The sequence below is a fragment of the Streptomyces sp. DSM 116795 genome (genome assembly GCF_055792905.1).
This window is the reverse complement of the sequence record NZ_CM147707.1, coordinates 2,912,579-2,925,185: the sequence shown is the minus strand read 5'-3', so window position 1 is coordinate 2,925,185 and position 12,607 is coordinate 2,912,579. Positions and strand designations below refer to the sequence as shown.

General features: G+C 70.4%; 13 protein-coding genes. 4 read left to right on the top strand and 9 right to left on the bottom strand.

The window, feature by feature from the left end:
* Positions 1–171: 171 nt before the first annotated feature.
* The 7 genes from ACSMXX_RS12545 to ACSMXX_RS12515 form a co-directional block, all read right to left on the bottom strand.
* Positions 172–609, bottom strand: coding sequence for a PIN domain-containing protein (locus ACSMXX_RS12545; RefSeq protein WP_473184101.1), 438 nt, complete (start codon positions 607–609; stop codon positions 172–174).
* Positions 606–878, bottom strand: coding sequence for a ribbon-helix-helix domain-containing protein (locus ACSMXX_RS12540; protein WP_473184100.1), 273 nt, complete (start codon positions 876–878; stop codon positions 606–608). Before ACSMXX_RS12540 ends, ACSMXX_RS12545 begins: the two co-directional genes overlap by 4 nt.
* Positions 879–1,011: 133 nt before the next feature.
* On the bottom strand, positions 1,012–1,950 hold the full coding sequence (locus ACSMXX_RS12535; RefSeq protein ID WP_473184099.1) for a TauD/TfdA dioxygenase family protein: 939 nt from the start codon (positions 1,948–1,950) through the stop codon (positions 1,012–1,014).
* Between the two features lie 390 nt (positions 1,951–2,340).
* Entirely contained in the window at positions 2,341–2,853 is a 513-nt protein-coding gene (locus ACSMXX_RS12530; protein WP_473184754.1) for a thioesterase family protein, read from the bottom strand.
* Between the two features lie 74 nt (positions 2,854–2,927).
* On the bottom strand, positions 2,928–3,977 hold the full coding sequence (locus ACSMXX_RS12525) for a 3-hydroxyacyl-CoA dehydrogenase NAD-binding domain-containing protein (protein ID WP_473184098.1): 1,050 nt from the start codon (positions 3,975–3,977) through the stop codon (positions 2,928–2,930).
* A 128-nt stretch (positions 3,978–4,105) separates the two neighbouring features.
* A complete protein-coding gene (locus tag ACSMXX_RS12520) occupies positions 4,106–4,999 on the bottom strand; it encodes a beta-keto acid cleavage family enzyme (protein WP_473184097.1) in 894 nt (297 codons plus the stop codon).
* A 90-nt stretch (positions 5,000–5,089) separates the two neighbouring features.
* Positions 5,090–6,028 carry a TetR/AcrR family transcriptional regulator gene (locus ACSMXX_RS12515; RefSeq protein ID WP_473184096.1) on the bottom strand — a complete coding sequence of 313 codons (939 nt, stop codon included), beginning with the start codon at positions 6,026–6,028 and terminating at the stop codon, positions 5,090–5,092.
* 302 nt (positions 6,029–6,330) lie between these two features.
* Between ACSMXX_RS12515 and ACSMXX_RS12510 the strand changes: the two genes are divergently transcribed.
* On the top strand, positions 6,331–6,846 hold the full coding sequence (locus ACSMXX_RS12510; protein ID WP_473184095.1) for a spore-associated protein A: 516 nt from the start codon (positions 6,331–6,333) through the stop codon (positions 6,844–6,846).
* Positions 6,847–7,032: 186 nt separating this feature from the next.
* On the opposite strand, the gene ACSMXX_RS12505 is transcribed toward ACSMXX_RS12510, so the two are convergent.
* Positions 7,033–7,902: a hypothetical protein gene (locus ACSMXX_RS12505; protein WP_473184094.1), complete on the bottom strand. Its 870-nt coding sequence runs from the start codon at positions 7,900–7,902 to the stop codon at positions 7,033–7,035.
* Positions 7,903–8,343: 441 nt separating this feature from the next.
* A complete protein-coding gene (locus ACSMXX_RS12500) occupies positions 8,344–8,547 on the bottom strand; it encodes a cold-shock protein (RefSeq protein ID WP_028432886.1) in 204 nt (67 codons plus the stop codon).
* Positions 8,548–8,833: 286 nt separating this feature from the next.
* On the opposite strand from ACSMXX_RS12500, the gene ACSMXX_RS12495 reads away from it, so the two are divergent.
* From ACSMXX_RS12495 to ACSMXX_RS12485, 3 genes are all read left to right on the top strand, one after another.
* Positions 8,834–9,700, top strand: a complete 867-nt coding sequence (locus ACSMXX_RS12495) for a menaquinone biosynthetic enzyme MqnA/MqnD family protein (RefSeq protein ID WP_473184093.1) — start codon at positions 8,834–8,836, stop codon at positions 9,698–9,700.
* Positions 9,701–9,850: 150 nt separating this feature from the next.
* A complete protein-coding gene (gene mqnC / locus ACSMXX_RS12490; RefSeq protein ID WP_473184092.1) occupies positions 9,851–11,047 on the top strand; it encodes a cyclic dehypoxanthinyl futalosine synthase in 1,197 nt (398 codons plus the stop codon).
* Between the two features lie 790 nt (positions 11,048–11,837).
* Positions 11,838–12,530 (top strand): demethylmenaquinone methyltransferase, encoded by a 693-nt coding sequence (locus ACSMXX_RS12485; RefSeq protein WP_473184091.1) that lies wholly within the window; start codon positions 11,838–11,840, stop codon positions 12,528–12,530.
* The last annotated feature ends 77 nt before the right edge of the window (positions 12,531–12,607 follow it).

Below are 12,607 nucleotides of genomic sequence, written 5' to 3'. Positions count from 1 at the left end.
AGAAATGCTGGGCTCGTTGGGACGGAACGTACTGACCCGTCAGTACCTCCGGAAGAGGGCGCGCAGCCGTTACGCACACATGGCACAACAACGGCCGGGAACCGCCCCATCGCGGTACGCGCCGGATTACGCGCCGAGTCCGTACCCGTAGGCCGGCCCAGGGGCGCGTGGTCACATGTCGTCGGGCAGTACGCGGAAAGCCTTCTGTGCCGAGAGCGGGCGCATGGCTCGGAAGTCGCGGCGGTCGAAGGTGAGAACGGCGTCGGTGCGGAACTCCGCAGCCAGGACGACGTTCACGGCGTCTGCCAGATCGAGATCCAGGTCTTTGTAGCGCCGCATGACGTTGCGCGCTGTCGTGAGCTGTTCGGCCGTGACCTCAGGGATGAGGAACCTGCCCCGGCGCGCCTCGCTGATGATGTCGTCCAGCAGCTCCTCCCGTAGCCCGTCGCCTCCTACGCGGCGCGAGAGGTGATCCGTCTCGGCGATGATCAAGGGGGAGATGACGACGAGGCCGGCGCGCGAGAGAACGTGCAGACTCGCCTGCATCTCGGGGTGATCCATGTCTGCGGAGGCGAGAAGGGCCGAGGTGTCGGCCACAATGACGATCAACGGCCGCGTCGCTTCGTCTCTTCGTAGGAACGGGCCTTCTCGTCCCAGACCGCATCGAGCGTCTCGTCCGTGCGTTCCGCGGATTCCGCATCCCCGCTGCGGAATCGCGGCCAGTCGAGCGGAGCGTTCCAGTCCCGCTTGGAAAGTGCGGCCAGGTGAATGGCCTCACGGATGAGCTCCGCCTCAGCCACCCCTTCGCGAGCTGCGGCTTCCTTGATCGTGGCGAGATCGTCGGCGTCCGCGTACACGGTCGTTCTCTTGAGTCCCATGAACGTATGGTACCCGTTGAATACGTCCACCCCGGCGCACTCTGTGCAACCGGTGAAGGCACGCTGTGACTGTCGCGACCGCCCACCGGGCTCAGCGGCGCCGAGCCGGTGGGCGGTGGAGGAGCCCGCCCCGTCAGAAGGGCCGGTCGCCGGCGATCGCGACGCGCTCCGCGACGCGGCGGTGCGGGGCGTAGTCGTCGACCGCGTAGTGCTGCGTGGCGCGGTTGTCCCAGAAGGCGATGTCGCCGGGCTGCCAGTGGAAGCGCACCTGGTACTCCGGCACATGCGCCTGCCGGACCAGGTAGCTCAGCAGCCGGTCGCTCTCGTCGCGGTCCATGCCCACGATGTGCGTCGTGAAGGACGTGTTGACGAAGAGCATCCGGCGGCCCGTCGCGGGATGCGTGCGCACCACCGGGTGTTCGACGGGCGGGAACTCCTCCTGCATCGGGATCAGCTTCTCCGGGCCGTAGAAGCGTGCGAAGCCGGGAATGAAGTCGTGCACGGCTGTCGCACCGTCGATGCGTGCCTTCACCGTGTCGGGGAGGTTGTCGTACGCGGCGGCCATGTCGGCCCACATGGTGTCGCCGCCGACGGGCGGGACCTCGTGGAGCTGGAGCACCGCGCCGAGCGCGGGCCGCTCCCGGAAGGTGACGTCCGCGTGCCAGACGTTCTCGAACGTCGGTGTGCCGCTGCCGCCCTTCTCGAAGCGGACGACCTCGGCCGAGGAGCCGCGCTCCAGCAGCGGGTTGGTCTCCAGCTCGCCCCAGTTGGCGGCGAAGTCACGCTGCTCCTGGGAGGTGAGGCCCTGGCCGCGGAAGAAGAGCACCTTCCACTCCAGCAGCGCCCTGTTCAGCTCGTCGCGCAGCACGGGTGAGAGCGGCTGCGACAGGTCGAGGCCGCGGATCTCGGCGCCGATGATGCGGCCCTGCGGCACGATCTCGAAACGCTCGTACGGGAGCTGGGGGGTGCCCTCGGGCAGACGACGCAGGGTGCGACGGCCCTCGTACATGCCGTCGGCGGGGACGCGGGCGTCGCGCAGGACAGGGGTGGCGGAGGCGGGGGTGACAGTCATGGGTGATGATCCTTCGAAGTCGGCGGTCGGAAGGGGACGATGCGTGCGTGCGCTCGTGTGCACGGGCGTACGTGATCTGGCGCGTGGACGCGCGACAGCGACGGGGCGCGTGGACGCGTGCGTGCGCGAGGTGGCGCGCTATCGACCGGACCGCTCACACCCACGCCGCCAGGGCACGCAGAAGCGTCCAAGGGCGACGGTGCGGGTGTGCTGGATCATGACCGCATTCTGTGGGGGCGGCTTCGGAAACGTCAACGAGTGACCGCGATGCGGACCGCCACATGAGACGGGACGGGGCCGACTGGACGGACCGACGGGACGAACCGACTGGACGGGACGAACCGACTGGTTGCGGGACGCGGGAGAGCTCCTGGGAAAACCGGGCCGTGCCTAAGACTCCGCCCCGGACTGGGACTTGGACTGGGGCTGGGCCTTTGACCGCGCCTTGGCCTGCGGCTTGGGCACCGGGCCGATCGAGCCGCCCGCCCACTCCGGCGCCTTCTCCGTCAGCGACGCGAATCGCTCACGCACCGGCTCCGGGAAGGGCGCGGCACGGCCCGGCCCTTGGTCGACATGGATCATGAGCAGCTCGGAGGTGGCCACGGTGTCCTTCCTGCCCGCCGCCCGCATCTCCAGCACAAGCCGTACCTTCTTGGCGTCGACGCCAAGAATCCGCGTACGGACGGTGAGTTCGGCGCCCTCGGAGACCTCGCGGAGATAGCGGACGTGGGCTTCCGCCGTATAGAGGGAGCAGCCGCTCTCCTCGCGGTACTGCTGGCCCATGCCGGTCTCGATCATCATGGCGTCCGTGGCGTGCCCGAAGACGAGCACGTAGAACGCCTCGTTCATATGGCCGTTGTAGTCGATCCACTCGGGGCGCACGGTCGCCGTGTGGTCCGGGATCCGGCCTTCCTGGCCTTCCTGGCCGTCCCGTCCGTCCTGCTCGTCCTGTCCGGTCTGCTCGTCCTGCTCGGTGCTCACGTTCTCTCTCCCTCGACGGTGGCGTTGCCGTCTCCATGGTCCATGTGCCCCCCACTGCCCTGCGGCAGGCGGCCCGTCGCCCGGAGCACGTCGATGACGCCCTGGTCCCGTTCGGCCACGAGCTGTGCGATGGAGCGGCCTCCGGCTGCCTCGTCGCAGCCCTCGACCATGGCATCACGCAGCGACGTGTCCAGCTCCGGCGCCTCCAGCCTCGTCCAGGGAGACTTCAGCGACGGCCCGAAGTGGTCCAGCATGTGTGCCATGCCGCCTTCGCCGCCCGCGAGCGCGAAGGTGAGGCAGGGGCCCATGAACGCCCAGCGCAGACCGGGGCCTTCGGTGATCGAGTCGTCGATGTCGCGTACGGTCGCCTCGCCGTTGGCGACCATGTGCAGCGCCTCGCGCCACAGCGCCTCCTGGAGGCGGTTGGCGATGAAGCCGGGCAGCTCGCGGTCCATGGTGATGACGGACTTCCCCGCCGCCTCGTAGAAGCGCGAGGCCCACTCCACCGCGCCGGGGTCGGTCGCCTCGCCGCCGACGACCTCGACGAGCGGAATGAGATACGGCGGATTGAAGGGGTGGCCGACGAGCAGCCGCCCGGGGTCCGCGGCCTCGCCCTGCATGTCCGACATCGGGTAGCCGGAGGTGGAGGAGGCGATCACGACGCCGGGCGGCGTGGCCGCGTCCAGCTCCGCCAGCAGCGAGCGCTTTAGGTCCAGCTTCTCGGGCGCGCTCTCCTGTACGAACTGAGCGTCGGCGACGGCCTCCTGGAGGCCCGGCACCACGGTCAGCCGGGCGGGGGAGGCACCCTCGGCGAGGCCGAGCTGTTCCAGGGCAGGCCAGGCCGCCGAGACGAGGCGGCGCAGCTTCTCCTCGGCGTCGGGCGCAGGGTCCCAGGCGGTGACGTCGTAGCCGCGGGCGAGGAAGTGGGCCACCCAGCCGCCGCCGATCACGCCGGCTCCGACGCAGGCGACGCGGCGTACGGACCCGGGCGGGCAGGGCGCGGGGGAAGAGCCGGGGGAGACCCCGGGGGAGGGCGTGGCGGTCATGCTTTCAATGTCCTCACGGTTGCTGGTCGTCGGGCCGTCTGCGGTCGGGCCGTCGGGCCGTCGGGCCGTACGGCCGTCCCGCTGGCCGGCTGTCTCCGGCCGTCTGGCGGGGGCCCGTCTGCCGCTGCTCAGGCGCGGGGCTTCAGCCCGAGACGTTCGCGGGCCTGATCGGGCGTGGCGACTCGCGCGCCGAGCAGCTCGGTGATCTGCACCGCGCGCTCGACGAGTTGGGCGTTGGTCGCCTTGACTCCCTTGCTGAGGTAGAGGTTGTCCTCCAGCCCGACCCGTACGTTGCCGCCCAGCAGGATCGACTGGGCGACCCAGGGCATCTGCATCCGCCCGAGCGCGAAGCTGGCCCACTGGGCGCCCTCGGGCAGGATGTCCACCATCGACTTCAGCACGCCAGGCTCGGCCGGGGCGCCCCACGGGATGCCCATGCACAGCTGGAAGACGGTCGGGTCGTCCAGCAGGCCCTCGTCCAGCAGCTGCTTGGCGAACCACAGCTGCCCCGTGTCGAAGATCTCCAACTCCGGCCGTACGCCCAGCTCCTGGATGCGCTTGGCACCCGAACGCAGCATGTCGGGCGTGGAGATGTAGAGGTTGCTGCCATCGCCGAAGTTGAGTGAGCCGCAGTCGAGGGTGCAGATGTCGGGGAGCAGGTCCTCGACGTGCGGCAGCCGTTCGACGCCGCTCACGAGGTCGGTTCCGGGCAGGTGGGTCAGCGGGTTCTCGGGGTCGACGACGAGGTCGCCGCCCATGCCCGCCGTCAGGTTGATCACGACATCGGTGCCGGTCTCCTTGATCCGCTCGACGACCTCCCGGTAGAGGCGGGGGTCGCGGGCCGGCGCACCGGTCTCCGGGTCCCGTACGTGGATGTGCACCACGGTGGCGCCGGCAGCGGCGGCCTCGACGGCGGAACGGGCGATCTGCTCGGGCGTGACCGGGACGTGGGGGCTGCGGCCGACGGTGTCACCGGCGCCGGTGAGGGCGCACGTGATGATGACGGAGCTGTTCATGGGCATGGTCTTCCTCCGCTCGTACGGACGTGACGTGATGGGACGGGAACTGGACAGGGCCGGGACAGGGCCGGGGACGGGATCAGGGGACGGGGATCACGGCATGGGCTCCGCGGACGGCTCCGCGGAGAGCTCCGTGGCGACATGGGCGAGAAGCGCGTCCCGCATGGTCTCGGCGCTCTTGCCGTCGGGTGCCGTGGCGAGCACCTGTGCGGCGAGGCCGTCGATGAGGGCGGTGAGATGCAGGGCGGCGAACTCCGGGTCCACCTTGCGGAAGACGCCCTGCCCGACGCCTCGCCGGATCACGTCGGCCACGGTCGTGCGCCACTGCCGGTAGTAGTCGACGTGGAGTTGTCCGACGGCGGTGGAGCGTGCCGCCTCCGCCCACAGGTCGAGCCAGACGCGCCACTGCCGCCGCTGCTGGTCGCTGAGCGGGATCTGGAGTTCGATCAGTTGGCGCAGTTCGTCCGCGGCGTCGTCCGCCTCGGCGATACGTGCCGCCCGGCGCGCGGTGTCCTCGTCCATGCACCAGCGGACGGCGGCTTCGAGCAGTTCGGCACGGCCCGGGAAGTGGTAGTGGATGGCGGCCGTGCTGGTCTCGCAGGCCTCGGCGATGTCGGAGACGCGCACGGCGTGGAAGCCGTGCTCGGCGATGAGGCGCACTGTCTCGCGGACGATCTGAAGCGGCCGGCCGCCCTCGGAGGCCCCGGGCACGGCGTGCGCCGAAGGCCCGTCGTGCGCCGAAGGCGCCTCGTGCCCGCCCCTGCCGGACCGTCCGCCCGCTCCCTTGCCGTTGCCCGCGCCGGAGCCCAGCAGCCACGCGGCGTCGACGCTGCCCGCGTCGGCGATGCGCGCCAGTTCGGCGACGGTGAAGCGGCGGCTGCCGCCCAGCGAGCGGGAGAGCTTCGAGGGATCCATCACGATCCGCCGCGCGAACTCCCGCTGGCTGCAACCGGCTTCGCCGATCACCTGCCGTACACGCACTGAGACGTCGCCGCCGGTGTCGGCGACGCGGCTCCCGGGCTCCTGCTGCATGCCGGTCACCGTACGAGCGCGTTGAGGAAAACGCAACATCGGCGACCTAGATCTCTGAAAACAGCAGGTGGTGGCTGTGTTGCGATACTGACTTGTGCATCAGTCGGTGACGCGGCACGCCTGGGCGGCGATGCGGCGCTCCCTGACGGCTCGTCACCGGGCACCGAATCGGGCACCGAAATCGGTGTACAACCCCCGCAAGGGTTCGCCGGTCTCCTCTGGTGGATCGGCAGACGCTGCTGATCCTCGTTCGACCGACCATCGACCGAGCAAGACCCATGACCATGACTGGGGGAACAGTTATGCGTTCCAAGAGTGCCGCTCTGGCAGCCGCCGCCGTGTTCGTCACCGGCGCCGGCCTGATCGCGACCGCGGGCACCGCCTCGGCAGCGACGACGGTCACCGGCTCCACGAGTGCCACCACTGCCACCACTGCCACTGCCGCCACCGCCGCCGGTGGCGCGAGCGCCGCGCCGAAGGCCGCCTACAACGGGGCGTGCGGCGCGGGGTATTCGGTGGTGAACTCCGCCGGCATCGCCGACCTGGGCACCGTCTTCCTGACCTACAACGCCGGCACCGGGAAGAACTGCGTCGTCACCGTGCGCAACGAGAAGGACGACCCGATCCACATGTCCGCCTCCGTCCGCGTACTGCTCGACGACGAGGAGACCGAACCGGTCGTCGAGGAGGGCGAGTTCACCTCGTACGCGGGCCCCGTCTATGTGGACGAGGGCGCGGGGCACTGCATCGAGTGGAGCGGCGTCATCGGCGAAGAGGAGTACTTCAACAGCGGCTCGAACTGCGGCGTGCTGAAGTAGCTTCCGGCTGCGGTGCGACTTCGGCCCGGCGCCCGCGCACGGGTGCCGGGCCGGACGCTCGCAGAGTGCACGGACGTCGGGGGCGGTTGACCAGGGGGAACGGTCAACCGCCCCCGACCGTGAGGGACTTGCACCTGCTCCCTTCAGCCGGCTGTCGTGCCCTCACCCGTCCTGGAGCTGTTTCTCCTACGGCTGCTTCCAGGTGTTGAGCGCCGTGCTGAAGACCAGGTCCTTCTCCGCGTCCCAGAGCCGCTCACGGGCCTCGAAGTAGATGGAGTACTCGGTGCCGGCGTCGTTGATGTACGCCTGTTCCACGACGCGCATCGTCTCGCCGCCTTCCGGCGTGTAGTTGAACTCCCAGCGCGCGCCGGGGTGTCCCTGGAAGGTGTTGTGGCCCAGGCGGATCCGTGAGTAGCCGTTGTCGGACTCCTGCATCTGCTCCTCCAGCTCCAGGAAGTTGATGAAGGAGGACCGCGGTGCGCCTGCCACCTCGCTGATGTGCAGATACTCGGTACCGGTCGGCGGGATGTAGCGGATCTGGGTCTCGCTCAGCTCCGTGCGCTGCCAGCCCTTCATCACGGCGAGGGAGAAGCCCTTGTCGTCGACCACGGTGTGGAATCCGGCGGGCAGCCCCGTGGGGGCGGGCTTGGGGGGCTTGGGCTTGGCGGGTGCGCTGGTGGACGGCTTGCTCGGGGAAGGGCTCGGAGACTTGGACTCTTTCTTCTTCTTCGCCTTCGGCGAGGCCGAGGCGGTGGTCGGCGACGGATCGGGCGACGCCCCCGTGTCGACCATCTTGTACTGCGAGACCTGATTGTCCGCGCGGTCGTCCCGGTCGTCGTCCTGGTTCATGAGGATGCCCGAGGACGTCCCCGCGCCGACCAGAAGACCGACGACACCCAGGGTGATCCCCAGCCGCAGGTAGTTGGTCCTGGTGCGCAGTTTGAACGGTGGCGGCGGCGGAGGCGCCGTGAGCGGATACAGGGCGCGGCCGCACCCCGTGCAGGCTTCGGATGATGCCGGCGATCTGGTGCCGCAGTGCGGGCATGTGGTCAGCATGAGCAGCTCCCCGAGCTCCGAGCGATCCCGATGGTCCCCTCAGGTCCTGTCCGGTGCACTGACAGACGGTACTGCCGCGGCCACTGTTTGCGCCCTCAACGGTTTCACTTTTAGCACACACGTATAGACCCTGAGCAGGGCAACTTCCCGATATGCCGGACGATTTACGGTCAATCGCCGCGGTCCGGCAGGGGGCGGCAGGGGCGCTCCGCCGGCCCCCGCGGACGGCTCGACAGCCTCGTACGCGGCACCGACGCGGCACCGACGCGGTCCGTGCGTGATCCGTACGCGGGTCCGTAACGCGGTCCGTACGAGGCCGCCCGGGTCGGCCCGGGGCCCGTACGAGTGCGTACGGGAAAGCCACCGCGTCGCACACGCCCCCGAACGGCAGGAGCCCCCGCCGGCATCCCGGCAGGGGCTCCTTGGGTGGTGCGACTCAGGTCACTGAGGGGTGACGTTCTCCGCCTGCGGCCCCTTCGGACCCTGGGTCACGTCGAAGCTCACGAGCTGGTTCTCCTCCAGGGAGCGGAAGCCAGTCGCGTTGATCGCGGAGTAGTGGACGAAGACATCGGGACCGCCGCCGTCCTGGGCGATGAAGCCAAAGCCCTTTTCAGCGTTGAACCACTTGACGGTTCCGGTAGCCATAAGCCCTCCTTGGGCCTATAAGGGTCGCCCTGCTCCCAGAACCCCGCTAAGAAGTCTCTGAAAACGACGAGAGCCCGCGGTCACATGCTCCGCAGGCTCTGTACTGCAAGGAAACCAAACTGCAACTTGCGGCGAGCCTAGCACGGTGCCGCGTGGCGCGGAAGGGCTGACGATCTCGGCCGTGCGCTGCTCGGTTTCCCCGCCGCCGGGCCGCCTGGAACCGGGCAGCACCCGGCGGGCCGGGGCTGTGCCAGGAGGCCACGGCGTGCGGCGTACGCTCCGGGGTGTGACTGAGTTTCCGAGGGTTGCCAGATCCCGTCCGCGCGTGGGGCACATCCAGTTCCTCAACTGTCTGCCGCTCTACTGGGGCCTTGTTCACACCGGCTCGCTGTTGGATCTGGAGCTCACGAGGGACACGCCGGAAAAGCTGAGCGACCAGCTGGTGAACGGCGATCTGGATATCGGCCCCATCACCCTCGTCGAATTCCTCAGGAATGCCGATCAGCTCGTCGCGCTTCCGGATATCGCGGTCGGCTGCGACGGCCCGGTCATGTCGTGCGAGATCGTCTCCCGCGTCCCGCTGGACCGGCTGGACGGCGCGAAGGTCGCGCTGGGCTCCACTTCACGGACGTCCGTGCGCCTGGCCCGGCTGCTGCTCTCCGAGCGCTTCGGCGTACGCCCCGACTACTTCACGTGCGAGCCCGACCTGGAACGGATGATGAGCGAGGCCGACGCCGCCGTCGTCATCGGCGACCTCGGGCTCCGCGCGTATCTGCGCAACCTGCCCGAGCCCGGCCTGGAGGTCCACGACCTGGGCGAACTCTGGAAGGAGTGGACGGGCCTGCCGTTCGTCATGGCGGTCTGGGCCGTACGCCGCGACTATCTGGCACGTCACCCGGAGACGGTCCGGGAGGTGCACCGCGGTTTCCTCTCCTCCCGCGACCTCGCGCTGGAGGAGGTCGCCAAGGTCGCCGAGCACGCGGCGCGCTGGGAGGTCTTCGAACCGCCCGTGCTGGAGCGGTACTTCACCACGCTCGACTTCCGGCTCGGCGGCCGGCAGCTGCAGGGCGTCGCCGAGTTCGTACGCCGCACCGCCGCCGCCGGCGACTATCCCGCGGACGTACGGGTCGACCTGCTGCACGAGCCGGGCTGACCGTCCCGCCCTCTCCCTCCGGGACTTGGGGAGGCGAGCTGAGGGCGAGGACCCGCTCCGGAAGGCGGCACGAGCCGCTGGCGTACGCTGGCCGGGTCAGACCCTGCTTGTCCAAGAAGGCCCAACCGCCACTTTCGGAGGGACGCCCCGGTGCCTGAGACCGCCGACCGTCAGTCCGTGCTCGACCGTGCCGCCGACGGCGCCCGCATCACCCCCGAGGAAGCACTCGACCTGTACCGCTCGGCTCCTCTGCACGCCCTCGGCGCGGCGGCCGACGCCGCCCGGCGCAAGCGCTACGCGGGTACGGAGCACATCGCGACGTACATCATCGAGCGGAACATCAACTACACCAACTCGTGCGTGACCGCATGCAAGTTCTGCGCCTTCTACGCCTCGCCGAAGAGCGAGGACGTATGGACGCGCGACCTGGACGACATCCTCCGCCGCTGCGCCGAGACGGTCGAACTCGGCGGCACCCAGATCATGTTCCAGGGCGGCCACCACCCGGACTACGGCGTGGAGTACTACGAGGAGCACTTCGCGGCGATCAGGGAGCGCTTCCCCGAGCTGGTGATCCACTCGCTCGGTGCGTCCGAGGTCGAGCACATGGCGAAGATCTCCGGGGTGACGCCCGAGGAGGCGATCCGGCGGATCCACGCCGCCGGCCTCGACTCATTCGCCGGCGCGGGCGCGGAGCTGCTGCCCGCGCGGGCGCGCAAGGCCATCGCACCGCTCAAGGAGTCCGGCGAGCGCTGGCTGGAGATCATGGAGACTGCGCACGGCCTCGGCGTCGAGTCCACCTCGACGATGCTGATGGGCACCGGGGAGACCAACGCCGAGCGGATCGAGCACCTGCGGATGATCCGCGACGTGCAGGACCGCACGGGCGGCTTCCGCGCCTTCATCCCGTACACATACCAGCCGGAGAACAACACCCTGAAGGGCCGGACGCAGGCCACCGTCTTCGAGTACCTGCGCTTGATCGCCGTCGCGCGGCTCTTCTTCGACAACGTCGCGCACATCCAGGGCTCCTGGCTGACGGTCGGCAAGGAGGCCGGGCAGCTCTCCCTGCACTACGGCGCCGACGACCTCGGCTCGGTGATGCTGGAGGAGAACGTGGTCTCCTCGGCGGGCGCGAAGCACCGTTCGAACCGGATGGAGCTGCTCGAACTCATCCGTTCCGCGGACCGGGTACCGGCGCAGCGGAGCACGACGTACGAGCATCTGGCCGTCCACGAGGACCCGGCGGACGACCCCGCCGACGACCGCGTCGTCTCGCACTTCTCCTCGACGGCGATCGCCGGCGGCAGCGCGCACCCGGAACTCAACCTGATCGAGGCGAAGTAGTCCCTGGCGGGACATGCCGGCCGGTGAGCCCGGCACCGATGCCTGCGCGGCCGGGAGGCGTGGCCGCCCCTGGCCGACTCCGGCGGCTCCGCTGCGCGGCGGAGCCGGGCTCCCCGCCAAGGCGTGAACTCCGCGCAGTGTGGGGTGCGTTGGCACACCGCGCGTATACGTCCCGCGTGGCCGCCCCTGGCCGTTCCCGGCGCGCGGGTCCGGCGGTTGCGCTGCCCAGGTGCGGCTGGGGAGTTGCCGTTTGCGCAGTGCGCTCAGCCGTCGGAGGCGGCTGCGTGCGGTGCGCGGCCCGCTGAGCGGCCTGCGGCGCGTCCGCGGCAGCCGCGGGGACTCGTCTCGCGTCCCTGCCGGCGGCGCGCGAGGTCCGGCGGCTCCGCCGCCGGCGTCCGGGCCGAACTCGCCGGTGCGGCCCGGGGCGCTGGGCGCTTCCGCCCTGTGTGCTCCGGGCCTGTGCATCAGTGCCTCCTGGGGCTCGACCTGCTCGTACCGCCGGGCTCGGGCCGGCGGTCGGCCGCACCTGTGCGGCGCGCGGGGTGCGGCTCATGCGTGGCCCGGGTGGTCGGGCGTTCGCCGTCGGCGCGGGGTCGGCGCGGGGTCGGCGCGGGGTCTGCGCAGTCGGGGAGCCCGCGCAGCATCGCGTCCGCGGCGCAGGACCGTTGCGGGCGCCGTGCCCCGCATGCCGTGGGGCACGGGCGCCCAGCGCGCGGGAGGGCCGCCCCCGGTGCGGCAGAACGCGGGCCCCGCGGGGCGTGGCGCCGGGGGACGGGACACAATGGGGCCCGTGACCCGAGCATCCCTGGACAAGCAGCCGCACGAAGTCGCCGCGATGTTCGACGACGTCGCCGCGCGGTACGACCTCACCAACGACGTGCTCTCCCTCGGACAGACGCGGCTGTGGCGGCGTGCCGTCGCGAGAGCCGTCGATGCGCGGCCCGGTGAGCGCGTCCTGGATCTGGCCGCCGGCACCGGCACCTCTTCGCAGCCGTTCGCCGCGGCGGGCGCTTACACGGTGCCGTGCGACTTCAGCCTCGGGATGCTGGCGGAGGGCAAGAAGCGGCACCCCTGGATGCCCTTCACCGCCGGCGACGCGACGCGGCTGCCTTTCCGCGACGGCGTGTTCGACGCCGTGACGATCTCGTTCGGGCTGCGCAACGTGCAGGACACGGACGGCGCGCTGCGGGAGCTGCACCGGGTCACCGCGTCCGGCGGCCGCATCGTCATCTGCGAGTTCAGTCACCCCACGTGGGCGCCGTTCCGGACCGTCTACTCGGAGTACCTGATGCGGGCGCTGCCGCCGGTCGCCAGGGCCGTCTCGTCCAGCCCTGACGCGTACGTCTATCTCGCCGAGTCCATCCGCGCCTGGCCCGACCAGCCCGCGCTCGCCCGTCATCTGCAGCAGGCGGGCTGGGCGAAGGTGGCCTGGCGGGATCTGACGGGCGGTGTGGTGGCCCTGCACCGCGGCGTACGTCCCTAGCCGTCCCCGGCCGTCCCTGGCCATCTCGGCGGTCCCAACCCGTCCCAACCGTCGCGAGCCGTCGCGCCCTCGGCCGC